23 protein-coding genes are annotated in these 22322 nt (G+C 72.6%); 4 read left to right on the plus strand and 19 right to left on the minus strand.

Annotated elements, in window-relative coordinates:
- Positions 1-10: 10 nt before the first annotated feature.
- The 3 genes from QUG98_RS12770 to QUG98_RS12780 form a co-directional block, all read right to left on the minus strand.
- Positions 11-868, minus strand: coding sequence for an alpha/beta fold hydrolase (locus tag QUG98_RS12770; RefSeq protein ID WP_289470898.1), 858 nt, complete (start codon positions 866-868; stop codon positions 11-13).
- 199 nt (positions 869-1067) lie between these two features.
- Entirely contained in the window at positions 1068-1616 is a 549-nt protein-coding gene (locus QUG98_RS12775; protein WP_289470899.1) for a methylated-DNA--[protein]-cysteine S-methyltransferase, read from the minus strand.
- The gene (locus tag QUG98_RS12780) at positions 1613-3211 is read right to left on the minus strand and encodes a DNA-3-methyladenine glycosylase 2 family protein (protein ID WP_289470900.1); all 1599 of its coding nucleotides are present in this window, start codon (positions 3209-3211) and stop codon (positions 1613-1615) included. Before QUG98_RS12780 ends, QUG98_RS12775 begins: the two co-directional genes overlap by 4 nt.
- Positions 3212-3498: 287 nt before the next feature.
- On the opposite strand from QUG98_RS12780, the gene QUG98_RS12785 reads away from it, so the two are divergent.
- Entirely contained in the window at positions 3499-4062 is a 564-nt protein-coding gene (locus QUG98_RS12785; protein WP_289470901.1) for a molybdenum cofactor biosysynthesis protein, read from the plus strand.
- A gap of 120 nt (positions 4063-4182) precedes the next feature.
- Here QUG98_RS12785 and QUG98_RS12790 read toward each other — a convergent pair whose 3' ends face one another.
- The 6 genes from QUG98_RS12790 to folE form a co-directional block, all read right to left on the minus strand.
- Entirely contained in the window at positions 4183-4728 is a 546-nt protein-coding gene (locus QUG98_RS12790) for a type 1 glutamine amidotransferase domain-containing protein (RefSeq protein WP_066657169.1), read from the minus strand.
- 89 nt (positions 4729-4817) lie between these two features.
- On the minus strand, positions 4818-5471 hold the full coding sequence (locus tag QUG98_RS12795) for an HAD-IA family hydrolase (RefSeq protein ID WP_289470902.1): 654 nt from the start codon (positions 5469-5471) through the stop codon (positions 4818-4820).
- A 208-nt stretch (positions 5472-5679) separates the two neighbouring features.
- Complete coding sequence (locus tag QUG98_RS12800; protein WP_289470904.1) at positions 5680-6384, minus strand: hypothetical protein; 705 nt, start codon at positions 6382-6384, stop codon at positions 5680-5682.
- Positions 6385-6427: 43 nt separating this feature from the next.
- Complete coding sequence (locus QUG98_RS12805; RefSeq protein WP_289470905.1) at positions 6428-7177, minus strand: pyrimidine reductase family protein; 750 nt, start codon at positions 7175-7177, stop codon at positions 6428-6430.
- On the minus strand, positions 7174-8112 hold the full coding sequence (gene folP, locus QUG98_RS12810; protein WP_289470906.1) for a dihydropteroate synthase: 939 nt from the start codon (positions 8110-8112) through the stop codon (positions 7174-7176). Before folP ends, QUG98_RS12805 begins: the two co-directional genes overlap by 4 nt.
- Positions 8109-8738: a GTP cyclohydrolase I gene (gene folE / locus QUG98_RS12815; protein ID WP_289470907.1), complete on the minus strand. Its 630-nt coding sequence runs from the start codon at positions 8736-8738 to the stop codon at positions 8109-8111. The genes folP and folE overlap by 4 nt, the downstream gene beginning before the upstream one ends.
- A gap of 148 nt (positions 8739-8886) precedes the next feature.
- Between folE and QUG98_RS12820 the strand changes: the two genes are divergently transcribed.
- Complete coding sequence (locus QUG98_RS12820) at positions 8887-10359, plus strand: NCS2 family permease (protein WP_289470908.1); 1473 nt, start codon at positions 8887-8889, stop codon at positions 10357-10359.
- A gap of 161 nt (positions 10360-10520) precedes the next feature.
- On the opposite strand, the gene QUG98_RS12825 is transcribed toward QUG98_RS12820, so the two are convergent.
- From QUG98_RS12825 to QUG98_RS12845, 5 genes are all read right to left on the minus strand, one after another.
- Entirely contained in the window at positions 10521-10997 is a 477-nt protein-coding gene (locus QUG98_RS12825; protein ID WP_289470910.1) for a hypothetical protein, read from the minus strand.
- Between the two features lie 64 nt (positions 10998-11061).
- Positions 11062-11286 carry a hypothetical protein gene (locus tag QUG98_RS12830; RefSeq protein WP_289470911.1) on the minus strand — a complete coding sequence of 75 codons (225 nt, stop codon included), beginning with the start codon at positions 11284-11286 and terminating at the stop codon, positions 11062-11064.
- 124 nt (positions 11287-11410) lie between these two features.
- Complete coding sequence (locus QUG98_RS12835; RefSeq protein ID WP_289470912.1) at positions 11411-11875, minus strand: prevent-host-death protein; 465 nt, start codon at positions 11873-11875, stop codon at positions 11411-11413.
- A gap of 39 nt (positions 11876-11914) precedes the next feature.
- Positions 11915-13192 carry an MFS transporter gene (locus QUG98_RS12840; RefSeq protein WP_289470913.1) on the minus strand — a complete coding sequence of 426 codons (1278 nt, stop codon included), beginning with the start codon at positions 13190-13192 and terminating at the stop codon, positions 11915-11917.
- Positions 13189-13761, minus strand: coding sequence for an ArsR/SmtB family transcription factor (locus QUG98_RS12845; RefSeq protein WP_289470915.1), 573 nt, complete (start codon positions 13759-13761; stop codon positions 13189-13191). The genes QUG98_RS12840 and QUG98_RS12845 overlap by 4 nt, the downstream gene beginning before the upstream one ends.
- Before the next feature lie 115 nt (positions 13762-13876).
- On the opposite strand from QUG98_RS12845, the gene QUG98_RS12850 reads away from it, so the two are divergent.
- Positions 13877-14392 (plus strand): DUF1697 domain-containing protein, encoded by a 516-nt coding sequence (locus QUG98_RS12850; RefSeq protein ID WP_289470916.1) that lies wholly within the window; start codon positions 13877-13879, stop codon positions 14390-14392.
- Between the two features lie 16 nt (positions 14393-14408).
- Here the strand turns inward: QUG98_RS12850 and budC are convergent, their stop codons facing one another.
- The 3 genes from budC to QUG98_RS12865 all read right to left on the minus strand — a co-directional run bounded on the left by budC (position 14409) and on the right by QUG98_RS12865 (position 18765).
- Positions 14409-15176 carry a meso-2,3-butanediol dehydrogenase gene (budC, locus tag QUG98_RS12855; protein WP_289470917.1) on the minus strand — a complete coding sequence of 256 codons (768 nt, stop codon included), beginning with the start codon at positions 15174-15176 and terminating at the stop codon, positions 14409-14411.
- Between the two features lie 229 nt (positions 15177-15405).
- Positions 15406-17916 (minus strand): glycoside hydrolase family 65 protein, encoded by a 2511-nt coding sequence (locus QUG98_RS12860; protein WP_289470918.1) that lies wholly within the window; start codon positions 17914-17916, stop codon positions 15406-15408.
- An 87-nt stretch (positions 17917-18003) separates the two neighbouring features.
- The gene (locus QUG98_RS12865) at positions 18004-18765 is read right to left on the minus strand and encodes an HAD family hydrolase (protein ID WP_289470919.1); all 762 of its coding nucleotides are present in this window, start codon (positions 18763-18765) and stop codon (positions 18004-18006) included.
- 217 nt (positions 18766-18982) lie between these two features.
- Between QUG98_RS12865 and QUG98_RS12870 the strand changes: the two genes are divergently transcribed.
- On the plus strand, positions 18983-20353 hold the full coding sequence (locus tag QUG98_RS12870) for an APC family permease (RefSeq protein WP_289470920.1): 1371 nt from the start codon (positions 18983-18985) through the stop codon (positions 20351-20353).
- A gap of 75 nt (positions 20354-20428) precedes the next feature.
- Here the strand turns inward: QUG98_RS12870 and QUG98_RS12875 are convergent, their stop codons facing one another.
- Positions 20429-21151: an alpha/beta hydrolase gene (locus tag QUG98_RS12875; RefSeq protein WP_289470921.1), complete on the minus strand. Its 723-nt coding sequence runs from the start codon at positions 21149-21151 to the stop codon at positions 20429-20431.
- Complete coding sequence (locus tag QUG98_RS12880) at positions 21148-22263, minus strand: bifunctional GNAT family N-acetyltransferase/class I SAM-dependent methyltransferase (RefSeq protein WP_289470922.1); 1116 nt, start codon at positions 22261-22263, stop codon at positions 21148-21150. Before QUG98_RS12880 ends, QUG98_RS12875 begins: the two co-directional genes overlap by 4 nt.
- Between the last annotated feature and the right edge of the window lie 59 nt (positions 22264-22322).

Here is a 22322-nt window from a genome sequence, read left to right on the forward strand (position 1 = left end):
GCCGGGGTGGTCAGCCCTCCGTCGGCATCCCGACGAACCGGTCGACCAGGTGTCGGAGCACCCCCGGCTCCGGCACGTGACCCTGGCCGGGAACGACGAGGTGCCGGGAGCCGGGGACCGCCTCGGCCAGCGCGACCGAGGCCTGGCGCATCCACTCGGGGCCGCCGTCACCCGAGGCCACGAGCACCGGCACCCCGACCGACGCCGCGACCCGCTCGGGGACGGAGAGCCCGTTCAACACCCGGACGTCGCGGGAGAGCACGTGCGCGTCGGCCAGGAGCGACCGCCAGAGCCCGGGCTTCAGACGGGCGGCGGTGATGTGCGGGATCGGGACGCCGAGCACGCGGGACAGGAACGCCCGCACCGCCTGCGCCCGCCGTCCGGCGGCGACGTGCCCGTCGAGGAAGTCCGCGAACAGCACGTCGTCGCCCTGCGGGTCGACCGAGGCGCGGTAGGGCGGCTCCCAGAGCACCGCACGCCCGAACGGCACGCCCGCTGCCAGGCCCCGCAACACCACGCCGGCACCGACGCACCACCCCACGGCATCGACCGGACCGCCGACCGATGCCGCGACCGCCGCCAGGTCCTCGACCTCGCGCTCGACCGACCACGGCGCCGTGTCCCCGCTCGCACCCCGGCCGCGCCGGTCGTAGGTGACGACGCGGTAGCGGTCGCGGAGTGCCGCGACGATCCGGTCGGTCGCCGGGCTGCCGTGGTGGTCCCACGCGCCGCCGACCAGCACCAGGGCGGGCCCGGAGCCGCTCTCTGCGACCGCCAGCGCCGTGCCGTCGGCCGACACGACGGTGCGGTCGAGGTGTCCGGGGTCCCGCTGGGGCTGTCCGGGCGGGGCGTGCTGGTCGGCGGGCATGGGTCCTTCCGAGGTGTGCGACGGCGCTGCGTCGGGTCCTGCGGATGGACCGTGCGGGTCGGTACCCAGAGCATGACAGTCCGGGCCGTGAGCGTCACCACCCGCAACCAGGGGGAGCGCTCCACGTTCCCTGTGCACTCTGCTCGGACGGCTCCCTCAGCGAGCGCTGCTGGTCGCCCCGCGAGCGCGGCCCGCCGGATCAGACGAGTGCGGTCACGCCGACCGACTCGCGCTCGAGCAGGGACCGCTTCACGTCGAGCCCCCACGCGAAGCCGCCGAGCGTCCCGTCGGAGCGGAGCACGCGGTGACAGGGCACGAACAGCGCCGGGGCGTTCCGGGCGCAGACGCTCGCCGCCGCGCGGACGGCCTCGGGTCGGCCCATCGCCGCCGCGAGTTCGGTGTACGTCAGGACCGTGCCGGCCGGGATCGCGCGGAGCTGGCGCCACCCCTCGGCGAAGAGTTCCGTACCGTGCTGACGGACCGGCACCCGCATCGCCGCCTCGACCTCGCCCGCGTAGAACGCCTCGACCGCGTCGGCCGACCGCACCCGACCGTCGGTCAGTCGACCGGGGCGGTGCCGTTCAGCCAGCCGTGCGAGCAGCCGTGCGGAGTCGTCGGTCCATCCCGATGCGAGCACGTGCCCGTCCGCGTCCTCGAGCACCGTGAAGGGGCCGTCGGGGGTGTCGAGCGTCTGCAACGTCGCCGCTGGTCCGGTCGTCGTGGGGTCGGTCGTCGTGGGGTCGGTCATCGTCTCTCCTCCTGCTGCTGGTGGGTCGCCGCTGCCGTCTCCGCCGCCGCACTCGCGCGGTCGACGATCGGACGCCAGCAGTGCATCGTCAGGTAGCTCCGCCACGGCGCCACCCGCTCCGACCGTAGGGAGAGCTCGCGGGCGTCACCGGGCAGACCGAGTTCCTGTGCACCGTTCCGCACCGCGAGGTCACTGTGCAGGAACACGTCCGGATGGTGTCGGACCCGGAGGGCGACGTAGTCCGCCGTCCACGGCCCGATGCCCTTGACCGCCAGGAGTCCGGTGCGCAGCTCCGCGAGGGACTGTCCCGCGTCGACGACGAGCGACCCGTCGACGAGCGCCGCTGCGACGCGCAGGATCGTGTCCACGCGCGCCGCTGGGCCCCGGAGGACCTCGTGCCCGCGGGACGCGATCGTCGCCGCGGTCGGGAACAGCAGACCGTCCTCGGCCAGGCCGGGCTCGACCGGCTCCCCCAGGGCGGCCACGAGCCGGGTCTGCGCGGTGCGGGCGGCGACCACCGAGACCTGCTGCCCGATCAGGGTCCGGACGACGACCTCGTGCGCGTCCACGGCGCCGGGCAGGCGGATGCCCGGGACCCGTTCCACAGCGGGGGCGAGCACGGGGTCCGCCGCGAGGACCGCGTCGACCGCCTCGGGGTCGGCGTCGAGGTCGAACAGTGCCCGCACCCGCGCCACGAGGGTCGGCAGGTCGGAGAGCGTGGTGAGCCGGACGCGCAGGGCGACCCCGGTGCGCCTCGCGCCCCGGCCGGCCCCGTCGACGGCGGGGGCCGAGGCGGTGAAGCGGGCCGGGCCTCCCGGCAGGGTGACGAGGCGGCCGTAGGCGGTCACGCGACCGGAGGCGTCCCGCTCGACGTGCTCGAGCCCCGGCAGGGCGTGGAGCGCGTGCCAGTCGAGCAGTCCCTGCAGGTCGAACGGCGGGCGGGCTGGGAGGTGCACGTGCAGCCAGCCGTCGTCGGCCGACGCCGGGCCGTCGGTCCGGCGCGCTCGGAGCTCGGAGGGGGTGAGGGCGAAGACCTCACGGACGGTGTCGTTGAACTGCCGCACGCTCGTGAAGCCGGATGCGAAGGCCACGTCGGCCACCGGCAGGTCCGACGACGTCAGCAGCGTCCGGGCGGTCTGGGCGCGGTGCGCCCGGCTGAGGGCCTTCGGCCCGGCCCCGAGCTCCTCGGTCAGGATCCGGTTGAGCTGCCGCTCCGAGTAGCCGACGCGGGCCGCCAGACCGGGCACGCCCTCGCGTTCGACGACACCGTCGAGGACGAGTCGGACGGCGCGGCCGGCGACGTCCTCGCGGAGGTCCCACTCCGGGCTGCCCGGCGTCGCCTCGGGGAGGCAGCGCTTGCAGGCGCGGAAGCCGGCGAGGTGCGCCGCGGCGCTGGTGCGGTAGAAGGTGACACCCTCGGCGCGCGGGGTCCGGGCGGGGCAGCTCGGACGGCAGTAGATGCCGGTGGAGTGCACGGCCGTGACGAACTGGCCGTCGAACCGGGCGTCGCGGGAGGCGACCGCCCGGTGACGCTCGGCGTGCAGCGCGTCGGGCCCGTCGGGCCGCGGCTCGGTGCGTGGTAGTGGGATCGTCACGTCGTCAGCCTGGCACGGGCCACCGACAGCCGCTGGCGGGAATCGGACACGGCAGTGGGGCGGTGCAGGCGGCCGTCGGCTGGCGAGGGCGTCGAGGCGACGGCGTCACATCGAGACGCGCCGACCGCATCGAGACGCCGCGAGATCCGGCGGCGTCTCGTGGCCCGCGCGGCGTCCCGAGCACACCCCGGCGTCTCGCACACACGCCGGCGTCCCACACACGTCGGCGTCTCGCGCCCGCCCCGATCCCACGGTACCGGCCGGGAGGCACGACTACCGTGGGCCCCGTGACCTCCGTCGACGACGTGGCCGGCCCCGGCGACCTGCCCTTCCGCACGGACGTCGAGGTCGCGCTGCTGCTCGTCTCCCCGCGCCACCGGTACGAGGGGCGCCCGGCGGACGGTGCGCTGCCCGCCGAGGGTCCGGAGCTGCGCGACCGGATCGACCTCCGGGCGGGGCTCGGCATCGTGGGGGACCGCTACTTCGCCGCGCGGGCGCACGTCCACGCCACCGTGACCGTGATCGGGCTCGAGGGGCTCGACGCCGTGGGCGAAGCGGTGGGCGCTGCGATCGACCCCGCGGCGACCCGGCGGAACGTGTACCTGCGCGGCGCCGACGTCGAGGCGCTCCGGGGCGAGCCGTTCTCGCTCGAGAGCCCGGGGTCCGGCGGCCCGGTGCGCTTCCGGGGGTACCGGCCGGCGAACCCGTGCGCGTGGATGGACCACGAGGTGGTACCGGGTGCCTTCCGGGCGATGCGGGGACGCGGCGGGGTGCGCTGCGACCCGGAGTCCGACGGCGTGCTCGCCCTCGGGCCCGCGGTGCTCCGCACGGCACGCCCGGTCGCGCTCTGACCGGACCCGGCGTCTACGCCGTTCCGCCCGTCCCGCCCGTTCCGCGAAACGCAACGTGGGCGGCACCTCGCAGCGATGGAGCGCTGCGACGTACCGCCCAGGTTGCGTGGTGCGAGCGGGTCAGGCGGTGAGCGCCTGCTCGATCGCGTCGACGAACGCCGGCAGGTCGTCCGGGTTGCGCGACGTGATCAGACCACCGTCGACCTGGACCTCCTGGTCGACCCACTCGGCGCCGGCGTTGCGCACGTCGGTCTGCAGCGAGGGGAACGAGGTGATGGTCCTGCCCTGCAGGACACCGGCCTCGATGAGCGTCCACGGGCCGTGGCAGATCGCAGCGACCGGCTTGCCCGCCTCGGCGAACGCCTTCACGAGCGCGACCGCGTCCGAGTCCTGGCGGATGGTGTCCGCGTTGATGGTGCCACCGGGGACGACGAGCGCGTCGTAGTCGCCCGCACCGCTGACACTGCCGATGGTGGTGTCGACGGACACCGACTTGCCCGGGTCCTTGTCGCCGACGAGGGTCTCGATCGAGCCCGACTCCTGCGCCGCCACCGTGACGTCGGCACCGCGCTCGCGGAGCTGGTCGGTGGGGACGACGATCTCGTCCTGCTCCACGCCGTAGTTCGTCGCGATGACGAGGATCTTCTTACCGTCGAGGGCTGCCATGGTCGCTCCTTCCGCTGCCGGGGGTCTCCCGGCGCGACGACCACGGTCGTCCGCTCGCCCTGGGGACGTTCGCAGTCCGGAGCCGACGTTCAGCCCCGGATGCGGAAAGCGGACCCTTCGCGGACGACCTCGATGCCGTCGTACCCCGCGATGCGCGGCAGGCCCTCGGTGACCGGTCCCTCGAGCGCCCCGACGACGACGGTCGTCGCCCCGGAGGCGACGGCCGCCTCGACACCCGCGGGAGCGTCCTCGAACGCCAGGCAGCGCTCGGCGGGCACCCCCAGCAGGGCGGCGCCGCGCAGGTAGCCCTCGGGGTGCGGCTTGCTCCGCTCGGCATCCTCGGACGGCACGAGCGCCTCGGGCACGGGGACCCCCGCGGCGGTCATCCGCTCCACCGCGAGCGCCCGCGGAGCACTCGTGACGAGGGCGACGGGCACGTCACTGTCGAGCAGGCGGCGCACGAACGCCGCCGCTCCCGGCACCTCGACGATGCCCTCGGTGTACCCGATCTCGGCGGCGATCATCGTCTCGACGATGGCCCGCTGCTCGTCCGGGGACAGGTGCGGCAGGAAGCGCTGCACGGTGTCGATCGTCTGGCGGCCGTGCGAGAAGCCGAGGATCTCGGCGGGATCGATGCCGTGCTCTGACCCGAAGCGGCTCCAGGCGTCCTCGACCACGGCGGTCGAGTCGACGAGCGTCCCGTCCATGTCGAACAGCACCCCGGACACCACGACGTCGATCACGCGTCCGACCCTAGCCGCTACCGGTCACCCGATCGCCGGTTCCGGATGATCACCGCACCCGCAGCGACGATCAGCGCCAGGGTCGTGATCCACACCACCGCTGGGACCTCTCGGAGCGCGGGGACCATGCGGCCGCTCACCATGACGACCGCAGCGCAACCACAGAGCACGGCAGCGGCGATGGAGCCGCGCCGGGTCGATCGGCGATTCACCCTCGGCTCGCCTTCCCGGCGCAGAAGGAGATCGTCCCGCTGGTCGCCGCGCCGGCAGCAGTGATGCAGGCGATGCAGCCGACACCCGCCGTGACCAGGCACGCTGCAGAACACGCGATGGTGAGGGCCGTGATGGCCCATGCTGCGACCCCGGCGCTGTTCAGGCACGACGAGAACCGGCTCCACCAGGTCGAGCGCGCCGCCGGTTGGGCTGTGACGTCACGATCGAGACCGGCGATCCCGTTGATCCAGGTCTGCAGGCGACCCGAGTCGGCCGTCGTCGGCGTCAGGACCAGCTCGCTCCAGGTCCTGACGCGCCCGCCGTCGAGGACGGCCGTGACGCTGGACTCGGGCAACACGTCCGCACCCTCGGCGAAGGGCAGCCGGAGGACCGTCCCGTCGACCGTCACGAAGGCCTGCGCTCGTGCGAGGTCGAGGGGGAGTCCGCTCGAGGACGTCCGTCCCGAACCGGACCAGACCGCCACCGCCGCCGTGGTCTCGCTGTCGGAGAGCGCATCCCAGGACTGCGCCTGCTCGACGAGGTCCCGGATGCCCCGCTCGGTCGAGGTCGTCGAGGACCCCGGGGCAGCGGCCGCTGGGTCGGGCGCAGTCACGAGGCCGCTGACGAGGGCGACGAGGACGGCTCCCGTTGCGACGAGTGGCCGGGCGGTCAGGGGCGGGGAGAAGGAGATCGCAACCATGCCACGAGCCTACTGGAATGTGACGTTTCAGTACGGGTGTTCGTCACCGTTCGTCACGGTCGCGCACCCACCTCGTCAGCAGCACGCCTCCGTCGCCGAGCAGCACGTGCGCAGGCCGCATCCGCCGCAGCTCCGGCGAGGACCCGGTCGCGATCCGCGGTCCCTCCCCGCCCTCGAGCGTCGGGTCGACCGTCAGCGTCAGCTCGTCGACCGCATCGCCGGCGACCAGCGCTCCGAGGAACGACGGCCCGCCCTCGCAGTGGATCCGGTCGAGCCCCCGGTCGGCCAGGGCGGCCCGCAGCGCGTCCACGTCGACGGACTCGTCTCCGCACTCCACCACGTCCGCGACGTCCGCGAGCGCCCGCCCCGACGAGGACGAGGCACCGGACCCCGACGTCAGCACGATCGGCCGCACCGGTGCCTCGGTGAACACCCGCGAACCCGCGTCCATCGACCCCGAGTTCGTGACGATCGCGAACACCGGGTGGTCGGACATCCCGTGCGCCCGACGCCACGCCACGTCCTCGTCGTGCAGCACCATCGGCCCGTACTCCTCGTCGCGCACCGTGCCGGCAGCGACGAGCACCACGTCGGCGACCCGGCGGAGCAGGTCGAAGATCCGCAGGTCGTCGTCCCCGCCGAGCGAGGCCGTGCGACCCGACGCGGACGCCGAGCCGTCGAGCGTCGTGACGAAGTTGACGCGCAGCCAGGGGCCTTCGGGCACGTCTGCGGTGTACAGGTCGAGCAGGTCGTCGTCGGACAGGTCCGCGACGGACGGGGGCAGGACGGTCACGTGTTGTGCCTCGCTTCCACGGGTTCGCGCCAGCCGAGGACCGCCTCGACCATGCGCATGGCGTCGACGCTCTCGACGACGTCGTGCATCCGGACGATCCGGGCACCGAGCATCGCGCTGACCGTGGCCGCAGCGAGCGACCCCGGCAGCCGTTCGCCACGGGGGCGTCCGAGCGACTCCCCCACGAAGTCCTTGTTCGACACCGCCGCGAGCACCGGGTACCCGAGCGCGACGACCTCGGGCAGCCGCCGGGTCAGCTCGAGCGTGTGCACGGTGTTCTTGTTGAGGTCGTGCCCGGGGTCGACGATGATCCGCGACTCGGGGATGCCTGCGGCGAGCGCCCGGTCGACCCGCTCGCGCAGGAAGTCGACGACCTCGCGGCCGATGTCCGCGTACCGGGGCGGTTCGGGCAGCTGCTGCCGCGGCGGTGCAGTGGAGTGCGTGATGACGATGGTCGCGTCGGAGTCGGCGACGACGGACGCCATCCGCGGGTCCGACAGGCCGGTGGTGTCGTTGACGACGCTGGCGCCGACGGCGATCGTCGCCGCCGCGACCTCGGGCCGGAAGGTGTCGACCGAGATCACCACGTCGGACTGCTCGGCGAGCTGGGACACGACGGGCAGCACCCGGTCGATCTCGTCGTCCGCGGACAGCTCCGGCCCCGGGGCGAACTTCACCCCGCCGATGTCGACCCAGTCGGCACCCTGGTCGGCGGCACGGACGGCCGCCTCGACGGCACGGTCGAGGGCGAAGGTCGCACCCTTGTCGTGGAACGAGTCCGGGGTGCGGTTCACGATCGCCATCACCGCGACGCGGTGGTCGAAGTCGAAGGTACGGCGCCCGATGGTGCGGACCGGGTCGCGCAGGTCGGGCACCACCCAACCCGGTGCGGAGGACGCGGCACGGAGGCTCGTGGTCGGCTGCTCGGTCGTCATGCGTCCGCCCCGTGGTCGGTCCCGACACCCGTGGCGGCGCCGGCGCCGGCACCGGCACCGATCAGGGCGATCGCCTCGGCCCGTCCGGCCGCGTCGGCCAGGCTGCCCGTCGCCGCGACGGTCACCGTCGACGACCCCGACTGCCGCTCGCCCCGCGCGGTGACGCACTGGTGCGTGGCGTCGAGCACGACGAGCACGCCGTCCGCGTCGAGTCCCTCGGCGACGGCTGCGGCGACCTGCTCGCCGAGCCGCTCCTGCAGCTGCGGGCGCGAGGCCACGGCGTCGAGCACGCGGGACAGGGTCCCGAGGCCGATGAGCTGCTCCCCCGGAGCGTAGGCGAGGTGCGCGACCCCGATGAACGGCAGCAGGTGGTGCTCGCACATCGAGCGGAAGCGCACGTCCCGGACCACCACGAGCTGCCCGCGCTCGCCGTCCTCGGAGGGCACGGCGCCGGAGCGGGCGATCGCAGTGGCGTCGACCCCCATGCCGGCGAAGAACTCGGCGTACGAGTCCGCGACACGAGCCGGGGTCCGTTCGAGCTCGGGGCGGTCGGGGTCGTCGCCGACGGCGAGGAGGAGCTCACGCACGGCGGCTTCGACCCGCGCGCGGTCCAGACGTTCGTTCACGCACTCATCCAACACCGTGGACTGGCCGGAGAACGCGGCCCCCTGTCGGCCGCACCGTCCCCCGGCGCGGTGATCCGCGCCTCCAGGCCGGTGCCCGCGCAGCGACACGCGAGCCGCTCGGACTCCCAGCCTTCTGTAAACTCGTTCGGTGAGCGCCCAGCAGACCGACACCCCGCCCCGGAACCGCTTCGCATCCGGCCTCGACCGCTTCTTCTCGATCACGCAACGCGGGTCGAGCATCCCCCGTGAGATCCGTGGTGGTCTCGTCTCCTTCGTGACGATGGCCTACATCGTCATCCTCAACCCGCTGATCCTCGGTGGGTTCAGCCAGGACCAGGCCCCGCAGGACGTCCTCGGCGGCTGGTTGCAGAACGCCCAGGTCGCCGCCGCGACCGGCCTCGTCGCCGGTGTGATGACGATCGCGATGGGCCTCGTCGCGAACCTGCCGTTCGGCATCGCAGCGGGTCTCGGCATCAACTCGTTCCTCGCCGTGAGCGTCGTGCACCAGGTCACCTGGGCCGAGGCGATGGGCCTCGTCGTCATCAACGGCGTGGTCATCGTCATCCTGGCGCTGACCGGCATCCGGACGATGATCTTCACGGCGGTGCCCGCGCAGCTCAAGGCCGCGATCACCGTCGGTATCGGCCTGTTCATCGCGTTCATCGGTCTGGTCGACTCGGGGTTCGTCCGCACCACGAAGAACGCCTCGCCGCCGCTGCAGCTCGGTGAGGACGGCTCCGTCGGGGCCCTGCCCACGATCGTGTTCCTGATCGGCCTCGTCGTCATCGGCACGCTGATGGCCCGCCGGGTCAAGGGCGCGCTGCTCATCGGCATCGTCGGCACGACGATCGTCGCGATCATCCTGCAGGCGATCTTCAAGGTCCCCACCTCGGTCGACTCCCCCACCGGGTGGAACCTCAACGCGCCCGGCCTGCCGAACGCCCTGTTCGCCCTGCCGGACCTGTCGCTCGTCGGGCACGCGGACGTCTTCGGTGCCTTCACCCGCATCGGCCCGGTCGCCGCGTCGATGCTCGTCTTCACGCTCGTCTTCACGAACTTCTTCGACGCCATGGGCACGATGACCGGTCTCGCCAAGGCCGCCGGCGTCGCGAAGCCCGACGGCACCTTCCCCCGCCTGAAGTCGGCGCTCGTCGTCGAGGGTGCCGGTGCCATCGCCGGTGGTGGCGCCTCGGTGTCGTCGAACACGGTGTTCATCGACTCGGCGTCGGGCATCGGCGAGGGCGCCCGCACCGGCATGGCGTCGGTCGTGACGGGTCTGCTGTTCCTGGCGTCGATGTTCCTCACGCCGCTGACCCAGGTCGTCCCGCTCGAGGTCGCCGCAGCCGGGCTCGTCGTCGTCGGTGCGCTCATGGTGGCGCAGGTGAAGGACATCGAGTGGACCGACTTCGGGGCGGCGCTGCCGGCGTTCCTGACGATCGTCGTGATGCCGCTGACCTACTCGATCGCGAACGGCATCGGCGCGGGCTTCATCAGCTGGGTGCTCATCAAGCTGCTGTCCGGCCGCGGCCGTGAGGTCTCGTGGCTCCTCTACGTCGTCGCCGCGGGCTTCCTGCTGTACTTCGCGCGCGGGCCGCTCGAGGCGCTGCTCGGCGTCGGGTAGCGCTGGGGTCGGTCCGGCCCGCTCCGTCCCGTCCCGTCCCGTTCCGTCCGGCCCGTTCCGTTCCGTTCCGCGAAAGCGACAGTCCTCGACCAACCGTTCGTCGAGGACTGTCGCTTTCGTGCATCACACGGCCCGGGTCCGTCCGGACGGGAGGCCCGGGCTCAGTCCCGCAGGTCGGCCGGCTTGGCCTCGTGGCGACGTCGGCCCGCGGTGCGCCGGTCCTCCTTCATGCTCGCCTCGTACAGGTGGCGCTTGCCGCCGACGAGCTGGTCGCGGGCGGTCTGCTCGAGCTCCTTGGCGAGGGCGTAGTAGTTGTCGTCGTAGTCCTCGACGATCTGGAACGTCCAGCGTCCGTCGATGACGTTGCGGCCGACGAGCTCGGTGTCGATTCGCTCGGCCAGTTCGGTGTGCCCCGCCTTCCGGAGCTGCTCGACGGCCTCGCCGAGGTTGAGGTCCGCGGTCCCGGTCAGCCTGTGGAACCCGTAGAGCAGGCCCCGTGCGTGCTCGAGCACCTCGAGCGCAGCCGACAGCGTGCCGAGGGCCTCGACCGTGGCCTCGGACACCCCCTCGGGCACCACGTGTGCGTCGTCCGGTCCCTGTCCGTCGGTTGCCTGGTCGTCGTCGCGCTCGTCCGTCATGCTCCTCGTCTACCGGAGCGTCGCTCGGGTCGCTCCGAGCAAGTGCGGGACCGACGTGGGTGCGTCACTTCGTGGCGTTCGGGTGATGGGTGTGCACGGCGATCACACCGACCACCCGCTCCGCCTCGTCCACGGTGAACCAGATCCGGGCGCCACGCTTGAGCTCGATCTGTCGCCGAGTCCATGCGCGCCCGGAGTGCACGACCGTCCCTAGTTCACCGCGGAGCGCGTGGCACGCCAGGTCCTCGGTGGGGGGGTCGCTCGTCAGACGGTCCCAGGCATCCGCCACGGCGTTGCGCTAGGTCGCCACGAGGTCACGCCACCCCGATCCTGCCGCCCGGGTCAGGAACACGAGCGAGTACTCGGTGGTGCGGACCGGTCGCGGCACCGTGGTCCGACGTGCCACGGGGCGGTCAGGGGCGCTCGGCGGCGATCGGCTCGTCGAGGAGTTGCGGTTCCGGACGATCCCAGCCGGCGGCGATCGCCTCGGCGGAGTTCCGCCACGCCTGCATCTCCAGCAGGAGCGTGCGCGGTTGACGTAACGAGAAGGATCCGCGAGCGATCTCGGTGATCTCCTTCGCGAAGCGGACCTGGTCGCCGGCGCTGAGGAGCTTCAGCCACGGGTAGGGGATCGCGAGCCGGTCCTGCAGCGGGAGCTCGACGTTGACGGTCATCGCGGCGATCAGCTGCGCAGCGATGTCCAGCACCGCATCGTCGTCGTCGGAGCGCTCCTTGGTCGTGAGGACGAGCGGCTTACCGTCACGACGAGTCACCTCGAGCGGCTCGACCTCGGCCGCTGCGAACACGTCCTTCGCGTGGCGGGACAGGTCGGACGACTGGACTGAGCGCCGGCGACGAGGGGGAGCAACGAGGGTCATGGACCGAGACTATTCAGAACGCGTTCTGAACACAAGGCCTCAACGCGCCGTCGTGGGCACTGCGGAGCCCACTGCCGGTGCGTCCGTGACGACCGGACGGCGCTCCATGAGCCGCCAGGACCCGCCGAGCAGCGGCGAGAGCGTCACGACCGTGTAGACCACCGCCACGACACCGAACGTCGTCGTCACCCCGATGCCGTCCGCAGCGATGCCGCCGAACAGCCCACCGAGCGGGATCCCAGCCCACGATCCCGCCGACAGGAGTCCGAACACGCGGGCCCGCATGTGCGACGGGATGCGCTCGAGCTCCACGGCCCCGAGGATCGGGTTGAGCGCACCGGCCGCGAGCCCCGACACGACGCAGGCGCCCAGCACCCACGGCAGCCCGAGCCCGAGTGCCGGAACCACGAGCGACGGCCCGCCGGCCAGGACGAAGCACACCACGAAGGTGATCCGACGCGGCACCCGGTGCGCGACGTACCCGAACAGGAGCGACCCGAGGAAGGCCGCACCCCCGTACGTCCCGCTGATCAACCCGAGCGACTGCGCGCCGTCCAGCAGTCGGTCCGCGTACAGCGGGAGCAGCGCGGTGGAGCGGGCCGCGTCGAGCAGGTTCGTCACCAGCACGAGCGCGATCACGAGCCGGAAGAGCGGGTCCCGGGCACAGAAGCGGAGACCCGAGGCCAGGTCTCGCCAGTACCCGGAAGAGGGTTCGGCGGATCCTGCGCCCGGTTCCGGGTGCACCGTCGCTCCCCGCAGCGTGACGGCAGCGAGCAGCGCCGCGGCTGCGAAGACCGCGGCGGTCACGGCCAGTGCGGGCAGCGGGCCGACGGCACCGATGAGCAGCCCCGCCGCGGGTGCCCCGAGCAGCACCGAGAACCGGACCGACGCCTCGAAGTGCCCGACGGCGCGTTCGAGCGGGATGCCCGCAGCGGTCGCGAGCCCGGGCAGGAGCACCCGCCGGCCGGACTCCCCCGGGGTGTCGAACAGGCCACCGAGGAACACGAGCGCGAGCAGCGCCCACGCCGGCAGCCCGACGGTCCACGCCAGGAGCGGGATCGCGGCGAGCGTCGCAGCGCTGACCAGGTCGGACGCCACGCTCGACCGGACGAACCCGAAGCGCTCGACGAGCACACCGCCGAACGCCCCGCCGAGGACGATCGGGACCGTCGCGGCGAAGGCCGCGATGCCGACGTCCGTCGCCGACCCGCCGCGGGACAGCACGACGAACGGCACCGCGATGGTCGTCGCGACGTTGCCCGTCCGCGACACGACCTGCACCGCGAGCAGCGATCGCAACCGCCGGTGCGCGTTCACGGTCGGGCCGACCGGTAGCTCTGGACGACCGCGGTCACGCGCTCGGACCCGTCGCCCGGCTCGTGCTCGGCGCTCCGTGCCTCCCACCGGTCGAGCACACCCTGCAGCTCGCTGCCGAGGGCCTGCAGCTCGTCGACCGTCAGCCGGAGGGACCGGTCGCTGCTGTGCGAGGCCGCGACCCACTCGCGTCCGAGCGCCGGCACGTGATCGATGAACGCGCGGTACTCGTCGGCGTACGCCTGTGCGACGGCGTGGTCGAGCGCGACGCCGGCGACCATCCGCTCCGGGTCGTCGAACCCGTCCGCGAGGTTCCACGACGTGTGCTGCGCCACCGCCCGCCACCAGCGCTCGCGCCGGTCGGTCCCGAGCTCGGGAGCGGGCTCGATGAAGCCGGCGTCGGCGAGACGCTTGCAGTGGTAGCTGATCGTCCCGGGCGCCTCGTCCACCTGGTCGCCGAGCATCGCGGCGGTCTGCGGACCGCCGGTCCGCAGCAGCCCCACGATCCGCAGCCGGGTGGGGTGGGAGAGCGCGCGCATCTGCGCTGCATCGTCGAGTCGCTGCACGTCCATGGTTCGACGATATGTCCACAAGAGCCGTTGTGCAACAGTTCTTGCGCAATTGTTCTTGTGGACAGGTCGGGGGGGGGGCTGGCCCGACCTCCGCCGTGCGCGCTACGGTCCCGGCATGGCCAGGTGGGTCGCGCTGCTGCGCGGGGTGAACGTGAACGGCATCACGATCCGGAACGCCGACCTCGCGGCGCTGTTCCGGGAGCTCGGGTACGCGGACGTGCGGACGGTCCTGGCCTCGGGCAACGTCGACTTCACCGCACCCGGCGGTGCGTCGGCGGTGCAGGCTGCCGTGGAGCAGGGTCTGCGGGACCGGTTCGGGTACGACGCCTGGATCGTCCTCGTCCCGCACGATCGACTGGCCGCGGTCGTCGACGGCTTCCCGTTCGAGTCCGCGTCCGACCGGCACGACTACGTCGTGTTCGGGTCCGACGACGCCGCGCTCGACGAGCTGGTCGCCGACATTGACACGGACGACACCGTGGAGCGGGTGGACCGCGGCGACGGTGTCGTCTACTGGTCCTGCCCGAAGGGCTCGAGCACGGACACGGTGTTCGCGAAGCGGGCCGCCGCCGCACGCTTCAAGCGCACGACGACGACCCGCAACGTGAACACTCTGCGCAAGCTGCTCTGAGCCGCGCGACGGGCCCTCAGGACTGTGCGGGCTGCCCGTTGCTCGCTGTGGTGCCGCCGTCGACCGGCAGCACCGCGCCCGTGATGTACGACGCTGCGTCGCTCGCCAGGAACAGCACCGCCGCAGCGACCTCCTCCGAGCGCCCACCACGACCGAGCGAGACCCGCTCGGCGAACTTGTGCTGGAGTTCCTCGTCCTCGGCCTGCTGCTCGGTCATGTCCGTCCAGATCAGTCCCGGCGCGACGGCGTTCACCCGCACCCCGAACTGCCCGTTGTCGAGCGCGGCCGCCTTCGTGAAGTTCGAGACCCCGCCCTTCGCGGCGTTGTACGGGCTCATCCGCCAGTCGGCGTCCATGCCCGACACCGACGACGTGTTCACGACCGACCCCTTGGACTCCCGGAGGAACGGCAGCGCGGCCCGCGTGCCGTAGAACACGCTCGACAGGTCGGTCTCGATGACCCGGTGCCACTCGTCGGGCTCGATGTCGGTGATGTCACCGGAGGTGAAGGTGCCGGCGTTGTTCACGAGCACGTCGATGCGGTCCCACCGGTCCACCGCGTCCGACACGATCGTCTCCCACGCTGCCGGGTCGGCCACGTCGGCCTGCAGCGCGACCGCACGACCGGTCGGCAGGCTGTCGGCGACGGCACGGACCTTCTCCTCGACGCTGTCGACGAGCAGCACGTCCGCGCCCTCGTCGACGAACGCCCGCGCGGTGGCCTCGCCGATGCCGGACCCGGCCCCCGTGACGATCGCGACCTTGCCCTCGAACCGCTTGTCCATGTGTGTCTCCTCTCGATGCACTGCTCGTGCCGCAGGAGACGCCGTCGGCCCGGGGGCACGGACGACCACGCTGCCCGTTCCCGGCTGGACGCACGTGCAGGCGGACGCGCAGGCGGTGCGCGGGTCGGCACCGGCGGCGCGGAGGCGGCAACAGGCAGCAGGCAGCAGGCAGGAGCGAGCAGGAGGCGCGGCGCGGGACGGACCCGCACCGCGCCTCCTGGCCGGACCGTCAGGCGGTGGTCTCGTCGACGTCCAGGTCGCGGTCGAGCGAGATCATCGGGATCGACGCGGTGATGACGGAACCGTCCGCCCGCAGGGTGCCCTGGATGTCGCTCGTGGTCGGCGCGTGCCCGGTCATCCGCGGCCCGTGGTGGGCCAGCGGCACGACCGTCGGCGCACCGGCGGTGACGTCCCACTGCTGGTTGTGCACCCACGCGGTGAAGCCCTCGCCGGTCTCCACCGTGAAGGTCATCGCGTCCTCCTCCAGGTCGACCCGGACCCGCGACCCGTGCACCTGGATGCGGTAGGTCAGGCGGTCCCAGTCCTTCGGCAGCCGCGGGTTGAAGGTCATCCGGCCGCCGTGGTCGCGCATGCCGCCGAAGCCGTTCACGAGCGCACCCCAGATGCCGCCGGTCGACGCGATGTGCACGCCGTCGGAGGTGTTGCCGTGCAGGTCGGCGAGGTCGACGTAGAGCGCGGTGAGGAAGTACTGCGCGGCCAGGTCGTGGTAGCCGACCTCGGCCGCCATGATCGACTGCACCACGGCGGACAGCGTCGAGTCACCGGTCGTCAGGGCGTCGTAGTAGTCGAAGTCACGGCGCTTCTCGGCCGCCGTGAACTCGTGGCCCTGCAGGAACAGCGCGAGCACGACGTCGGCCTGCTTGAGCACCTGGAACCGGTAGATCACCAGCGGGTGGTAGTGCAGCAGCAGCGGCCGCTTCGACTCGGGGGTGTTCTCGAGGTCCCAGAGTTCCTTGTCGAGGAACTGGGCGTCCTGCGGGTGGATGCCGCGGTGCGGGTCGAACGGGATCTCCATCGACTCGGCGGCGTGCTCCCACGCGGTGACCTCGTCGTCGACCAGCCCGGTGCGCCGGACCATGCGGCCGTACTCCTCGGGGTCGTCGGTCGCGAGCTGCCGGCAGGCGTTGACCGCGAACCAGAGGTTCGCCCGCGCCATGACGTTCGTGTAGAGGTTGTCGTCGACGACCGTCGTGTACTCGTCGGGCCCGGTGACGCCGTCGATGTGGAACTTCTTGTCGCCGTTCGACCGCCAGAACCCGAGATCGGACCACAGCCGGGCGGTCTCGACCAGGATGTCGATCGCGCCGCGCTTCAGGAAGTCCGTGTCGCCGGAGGCCCGGACGTACTGCATGAGCGCATGCGCGATGTCCGCGTCGATGTGGTACTGCGCGGTGCCGGCCGCGTAGTACGCCGACGACTCCTCGCCGTTGATCGTCCGCCACGGGAAGAGCGCCCCGCGCTGGTTCAGCTCACGTGCCCGCGACCGGGCGGCGTCGAGCATGTTGTACCGGAAGCGGAGGGCGTTCCGCGCGACGATCGGCGCCGTGTACGACAGGAACGGCAGGACGTAGATCTCCATGTCCCAGAAGTAGTGACCGCCGTACCCGGAGCCCGTGACGCCCTTCGCCGCGATGCCGTGCCCGTCGGTGCGGGCGGTGGCCTGGGCGAGCATGAACAGGTTCCACCGGACGGCCTGCTGGATCGCCGGCTGCCCGGGGATCTCGACGTCGCTGCGGGTCCAGTAGTCGTCCATCCACGCGCGCTGCTTCGCGAAGGTCTGCTCGACCGTCTCGGCGCGCGCGCGGTCGAGCGTGCGGTCGCACCGGTCGGCGAGCTCACGCGCCGGCACCCCGCGGGACGTGTGGTAGACCATGTGCTTCACGAGGCGGATCGGCACCCCGGCACGGGCCTGCACGCGGTACACGTGCTTGGCGAGGTCGTCCTCGATCGACGAGGCCTCGTCCCAGGGGTTCTCGGTCTCCAGGTGGTGCTCGACACCGACGCAGATCGTCATGCCCGAGCTCGCCGCCTGGTACCCGAGCAGCGACCGCCCGCCCGTGCTGCGCTTGATCACGGGCTCGAGCACGCGCTCCGTGAACGCCTCGGCCTTGCGGGGGTCGAAGGCGTTCGCCGCGGCGCGCATGCCCGCGTGGTACTCGTCCTGCACGTCCTGCCGGTTGAGGACCTGGCTCGAGAGCAGGATCGACGCGTCGCCGTCGAGCACGGTGACCTCGTAGTCGATCACGGCGAGGTGCCGGTCGGTGAACGACACCAGGCGCCGGGCGCGGATGAGCACGCGCTTGCCGGACGGCGTCGACCACTCGGTCTCGCGGTACAGGTACCCACCGCGGAACTCGAGCCGCCGGGTGTGCCGCAGGATGTCGGCCTCGGCAAGCACGAGCGGCTCGTCGTCGACGTAGAGCCGGATGACCTTGGCGTCGGGCGCGTTGATGATCGTCTGCCCGGTCTTCGCGAAGCCGAAGGCGTCCTCGGCGTGCCGGATCGGCCAGGTCTCGTGGAAGCCGTTGACGTACGTGCCGTACTGCACGCCACCGCGGCCCTCGTCGAGGTTGCCGCGCAGACCGAGGTAGCCGTTGCCGACGGCGAAGTTGGTCTCGGCGACGCCCTGCTCGTCCGGCGCGTACTCGGTCTCGACGAGCGCCCACTCGTCGACCGGGTAGCGGACGCGGTCGAGGGGGTCGGAGGTGATGGGGTTCATGGCGTGTGCTCCGTGGGAGGGAGGAGTCGTGAGGTGGTCGGGACGGTCGGGCCACGCCGTCGGGGCCGTTCCGGGTGGGACGGGACGCTAGTCGGTGCGCGGCGCCGGGAGCTGGTCGACCAGTTCGGCGAGGTCCTGGACGACGACGTCGGCGCCGTGCTCGCGCAGCGCGTCGGCGCCGGCACCGCGGTCGACGCCGACGACGAGCCCGAAGGCGCCGTTCCGGCCGGCCTCGACGCCGCTCGTGGCGTCCTCGACGACGACGCACTGGGCCGGTGCCAGCCCGAAGCGCCCGGCGGCGTCGAGGTAGGTGTCCGGAGCGGGCTTGCCGGCCAGGCCGTCCTGGCGCGCGACGAGCCCGTCGACGACCACTCGGAAGTGGTCGAGGATGCCCGCCGTGCGCAGGACCTGCGTCGCGTTCGCCGAGCTCGACACGACGGCGACCTGCATGCCGGCGGCGATCGCGGCGACGAGGAAGCGGAGCGACCCCGGGTAGGGCTCCACGCCGTGCTCGGAGAGCTCGGCCGTGAACTCGGCGTTCTTCCGGTTGCCGAGCGCGCACACGGTGTCGCTGCCCGGGGCGTCGTCCGGCGACCCCTGCGGGAGGTCGATGCCCCGCGACGCGAGCAGCGACCGCACGCCGTCGTAGCGGGGCTTGCCGTCGATGTGGTCGAAGTAGTCCTGCTCGCTGTAGGGCGCGACGCCGCGGTCCGCCAGGAACGGCGTGAACAGGCGGCTCCAGGCACGCATGTGCACGTCGGCCGTGGGCGTCAGCACGCCGTCGAGGTCGAACAGGAGTGCCCGCGTGTCGGCGAGTCGTGCGGGCGTGCGCCGGTCCGGCATCGTCATCGGGGTTCCTCTGGTCTCGCTGGCGGTCCGCCTGGCGGCCGAGGGTCTCGGCGGGCGGTTCGGCTCCGATCGAGTCTAGGACCGCTCCAGCCCGGGCGTTCAGGCTCGCGGGGAACCTGTGGAGAACCGTTCACCCGGGCGTGGACCGCGCCGTGCGGACCTTCCGGGAGCGCTCGGACCGTCCCCCGTCGAGGTTGGGCGCGACGGAAGGCGCCACATGACGAAGAACAGCGCGACCAGCGACACCAGCGCTCCCCCGCAGCACGGCTCGGGCTCGAAGCTCGAGCAGGCGATCACCGGCCCGCTCCTGTTCCTCTTCATCCTCGGCGACGTGCTCGGCGCCGGCATCTACGCCCTGATGTGCACCCTGTCGAAGGACGTCGGCGGGGCGCTCTGGGCACCGCTGGTCCTCGCGCTGCTGCTGGCCCTGCTGACCGCGGGCTCGTACGCCGAGCTCGTGACCAAGTACCCGAAGGCCGGCGGCGCCGCGGTGTTCGCGGAGCGGGCGTACGGGACGCCGGTCGTGTCGTTCCTCGTCGGCTTCAGCATGCTCGCCGCCGGCGTCACGAGCGCCGCCGGCCTGTCCCTGGCGTTCGCGGGTGACTACCTCGGCACCTTCGTCGACCTGCCGCCGGTGCCGACTGCCATCGTGTTCCTCGCGCTCATCGCCTGCCTGAACGCCCGGGGCATCTCGGACTCGCTGAAGAGCAACGTCGTCATGACGATCATCGAGGTCTCCGGCCTGGTCATCGTCATCGTCGTGGTCGCGGTCATGCTCGGCGGCGGAGGCGGGGACGTCTCGCGCGTCGGTGCCTTCCCCGCGGAGGCGAATCCCGCGCTCGCGACCCTGAGCGCCGCGATCGTCGCCTACTACTCGTTCGTCGGCTTCGAGACCTCGGCGAACGTCGCGGAGGAGGTCCGCGAGCCCCGCCGCGTCTACCCCCGCGCCCTCTTCGGAGCCCTGGCCACCGCCGGCGTCGTCTACGTGCTCGTCGCCCTCGCGAGCTCGATCGCCCTGCCCGCGTCCGAGCTCTCCGACTCGAGCGGTCCACTGCTGGCCGTCGTGTCGGCCACCGGCGTGCCGATCCCCGACTGGGTGTTCAGCACCATCGCCCTGGTCGCGGTGGCGAACGGCGCGCTCCTCACCATGATCATGGCGAGCCGCGTCACGTACGGCATGGCGGAGCAGCGGCTCCTGCCCGCCCTGCTCGCGAAGGTCCTGCCGAACCGGAGGACCCCGTGGGTCGCCATCGTCGCCACGACGGTCGTCGCGATGGCCCTCACCCTGGTGGGCGACGTCGGCACGCTCGCCGAGACCGTCGTGCTCCTGCTGCTCTTCGTGTTCATCAGCACGAACGTCGCGGTCCTGGTGCTGCGGAAGGACCGGGTCGAGCACGACCACTTCCGCGTGTGGACGTGGGTGCCCGTGCTCGGGGTGGCGTCCTGCGTCCTGCTGCTCACGCAGCAGAGCGGGCAGGTCTGGCTCTACGCCGCACTGCTGCTCGCCGTCGGTGTGGTGCTGTACTTCGTCGCCCGCGCGACGGGCCGCCGCAACGGTCGCGACCACGAGGCGGGCCGCATCCACTGACGGGCACGGACCACGAGACGGACGGGAGGCGCGACACCAGCGGGTGTCGCGCCTCCCGTCCGTCGTCCACCCGGGTCAGCCGAGGGTGCGCACCCAGTCCTCGATCGCCGCGCTGATCTGCGCCCGTGCGTCCGCGCGCGGGATCGTCGCGGTGCGGTCACCCGGCTGGTCGCCGTAGGCGCCGAAGTCGGCGTGGTTCGCCCCCTCGATCTCGACCGAGGTCGCCGTGGTCGGCAGGAGGTGCCGGGCGGCGGCGACCTTCTCCGGTGTGGAGAGCCCGTCGCGTGAGCCGGAGACGCTGAGGACCTGGACGGACGACCCGGCGATGTCGTTCGCGCAGTAGCTGCCGAGCAGGAGCAGCCCGTCGGCGTCCTGCGCGAGCTGGCACGCACGGACCCCGCCGAGCGAGTGCCCACCGACCGCCCATGTGCGGACACCGGGAGCGTGCGCCTCGAAGGTCGAGAGCGGCCGGGTGTCGAAGAACGCCAGGTTGAGCGTCGGCTTCGTGATGACGACCGTGGTGCCCGAGGCGACGACCTGCCGGAACGTGGCCATGTAGGCGTACGGGTCGACCTTCGCGCCCGGTATGAACACGATCCCCGTGCCGTCGTCACCGTTCGTCGGGGTCATCACGATGCTGTCGCCGACGTCACGCACGGCCACGCGGTCGTCGCGCCAGACCTGCAGTGCAGCGCTCCGGGTGCCCTGCATGACGATGTGCGCGTACACGAGGAAGACCACCGCGAGCAGTACCACGACGGTGACGACCCAGGCGGTCCAGCGGAGTGCACGGTTCACGATCGGTCCTCCTCGTCGCGTCGGTCCTCGTCCGGCCGACGGGCCGTGACGGTCAACCAGCGCTCCTCGGCGCCGGGGCGGGTGGTCTCCCGCACGTCGACGGCCACCCAGCCGGCGCCCGTGACGGCCTCGGCGAGGGCGTCCTCGTCCCAGTAGGTGAACCAGCGGGGGTCGTCGAGCTTCCGGTCGCTCCAGCCGTCGCCCTGGCCGTCGCCGTCGCCCCGCTTCACCGTCGCCGCGAGGACCCCGCCGGGGAGGACCGCACGTCGGGCACGCTCGAGCACCGCGCCGGTGTCCGACCGTGGGACGTGCAGCAGCACGGCGTTCGCGAAGACGGCGTCGTACGGCCCGCCCCAGCCGTCGCGGCGCACGTCGAGCACCCGGGCCCCGTGTCCGGCGGCACGGAGGCGGTCGACGAACGCCGTGGTGCCGTCGGTGCGGTCGACCCGGAGCCCCGCAGCCTCGAGGGCGTCGGCGTCCCGCCCGGGGCCGGAGCCGAGCTCCAGGACGTGGGCGTGGGCGGGCACGAGGGCGAGCAGGTCGTCGACGAGTCCGGCGCGGTGGTCGTCGGTCCGTTCCGTGTAGCGGTCGGCACCGCGCTCGTACGCGAGGAGCGTCCGCTCGGCGGTGAGGTCGCGGCGCATGACCGTCTCGTGCCGACCGTCCGGCAGCCGGTCGCCGGGGGTGTCCGTCGCGGTGAAGCCGATGCGCTCGTACGCCCGGCGGGCGCGGTCGTTGTCGGGCATCACGGAGAGCTCGAGGTGCTCGATGCCCTGCGCGGCGAGCGACCGGGCGATCTCGTCGACGAGCAGCGCGACGAGCCCCCGGCCGCGGGCGTCCGGGGCGACCCACATCGAGATGAGCTCGGCGAGCGCGGAGTCGTCCGGGTCCGGGACCCCGCTCGCCATCCCGACGGGGACGTCGTCCTCGACCGCGAGCATGTCGACCGCTCCCGGCAGCGACAGGCGAGTGCGCCAGCGGTGCTCCGGGGCGTCCTGCCAGTCCTCGAGGCGGGAGCCGAACGCCTGTGGTGCGTCCGCGAGGGCGGCGAGGCGGACCGGCCGCCAGACGGTCCAGTCCTCCGCGGTCACCCGGCGCAGTTCGATCGTCACGGATCGACGGTACCGCCCGCGTTCATCCGGTGGACGCGGGCGGTACCGGCGGTCTCCGT

Source organism: Curtobacterium subtropicum (assembly GCF_030362975.1).
GTDB classification, from domain to species: Bacteria; Actinomycetota; Actinomycetes; order Actinomycetales; family Microbacteriaceae; genus Curtobacterium; species Curtobacterium subtropicum.